The sequence below is a fragment of the Spirillospora sp. NPDC047418 genome (genome assembly GCF_040643275.1).
Classification (GTDB): Bacteria; Actinomycetota; Actinomycetes; order Streptosporangiales; family Streptosporangiaceae; genus Spirillospora.
Genome location: NZ_JBEYTW010000211.1, coordinates 1 through 1411, shown reverse-complemented (window position 1 = coordinate 1411; position 1411 = coordinate 1). Strand labels below are relative to the sequence as shown.

The window sequence follows — 1411 nt, the reverse complement described above, 5'->3', positions numbered from 1 at the left end:
TACTCCAGTTGTAGATCGCGATCTTGCTGGTCGGGGCTGGTCCGGGAACGGGTGCGGCCACCGGTGATCATCGGTGTGTGAAGACAGAAGATCAGTCGGTGGCCGCGGGTCACAGCATAGATCCTGGCCGCTGGCAGGAAGCATTCGAGCTCCTGATGGGTCGCATCGCGGGACGGTTCGGCCGGGTTGAACCCCGGCGCCGGGCCCGGGCGCTCGTGCTCGGGCTGTTGTCGGACCTGCCGCGCAAGAACTGCTGGACGCTCGCCGAGCATGCCGGGGACGCCAACCCGTACGGTCTGCAGCATCTGCTGTCGAGGGCCAGGTGGGATGCGGACGCGGTACGCGATGACCTGCGCGGCTTCGTCGTCGAGCACCTGCACCACCAGGACGCGGTGCTGGTCGTGGACGAGACCGGCGACCTGAAGAAGGGCACGCACACGGTGGGTGTGCAACGCCAGTACACCGGCACCGCCGGACGCATCGAGAACAGTCAGGTCGCCGTCTACCTCGCCTACGCAACCCCGCTCGGGCACGCCGCGATCGACCGGGAGTTGTATGTTCCGCGCTCCTGGACCGAGGACGCGGGCCGCTGCCGGGCCGCCGGGATCCCCGACACCGTCGCCTTCGCCACCAAACCCGCCCTGGCCGCCCGCATGATCGGCCGCGCACTGGACGCCGGCGTCATCGCATCCTGGGTGGCCGGCGACGAGGTGTACGGAGGCAACCCGCATTTGCGAACCGACCTGGAAAGACGCGGGATCGGCTACGTACTCGCCGTTGCCCGCGACCACCAGATTCCCACCCACGGGGGCAAATTCCGCGCCGACGCCCTGGCCGCCAAGCTGCCGAAGCGGGCCTGGCAGAAACTCTCCGCCGGTGCCGGAGCCAAGGGGCAGCGCTTCTACGACTGGGCCCTGGCCGACATCGCCAACGACCGGCCCGGCCACCACCAGCTCCTCGTCCGCCGCAACCGGCACACCCGTGAACTGGCCTTCTACCGCTGCTACTCGGCCACCCGGGTCCCGCTGTCCACCCTGGTGCGGGTCGCCGGAAGCAGATGGAGGGTCGAGGAGACCTTCCAGTCCGGCAAGGGCCTGGCCGGACTCGACGAACACCAGGTCAGAGGCTGGACGTCCTGGCACCGCTGGGTCACCCTCGCCATGCTCGCCCATGCCTTCCTCACCGTCGTCCGCGCGGACGAACACGCACGCCACCCCAGGTCGGACGAGCTGATACCGCTCACCTGCAACGAGATCCAACGCCTGTTCACCGCGCTCGTCGTCCGGCCTGGCCACAGCCCGGCCCATCGGCTCGACTGGTCCCACTGGCGACGCCGTCACCAGGCCCGATCCCAGGCCAGCCACTACCACCGACAAGCCACTCAAGCATGAAGATCGCGATCTACAACTGG

1 protein-coding gene is annotated in these 1411 nt (G+C 68.7%); it reads left to right on the top strand.

Annotated elements, in window-relative coordinates:
* Positions 1 to 155: 155 nt before the first annotated feature.
* Positions 156 to 1391: an IS701 family transposase gene (locus ABZ806_RS45085; RefSeq protein WP_500226147.1), complete on the top strand. Its 1236-nt coding sequence runs from the start codon at positions 156 to 158 to the stop codon at positions 1389 to 1391.
* The last annotated feature ends 20 nt before the right edge of the window (positions 1392 to 1411 follow it).

Bases quoted from the DNA above. Each gene is read 5' to 3' on its own strand.
- ABZ806_RS45085 (WP_500226147.1), top strand. From the start codon at position 156: ATGGGTCGCATCGCGGGACGGTTCGGCCGGGTTGAACCCCGGCGCCGG.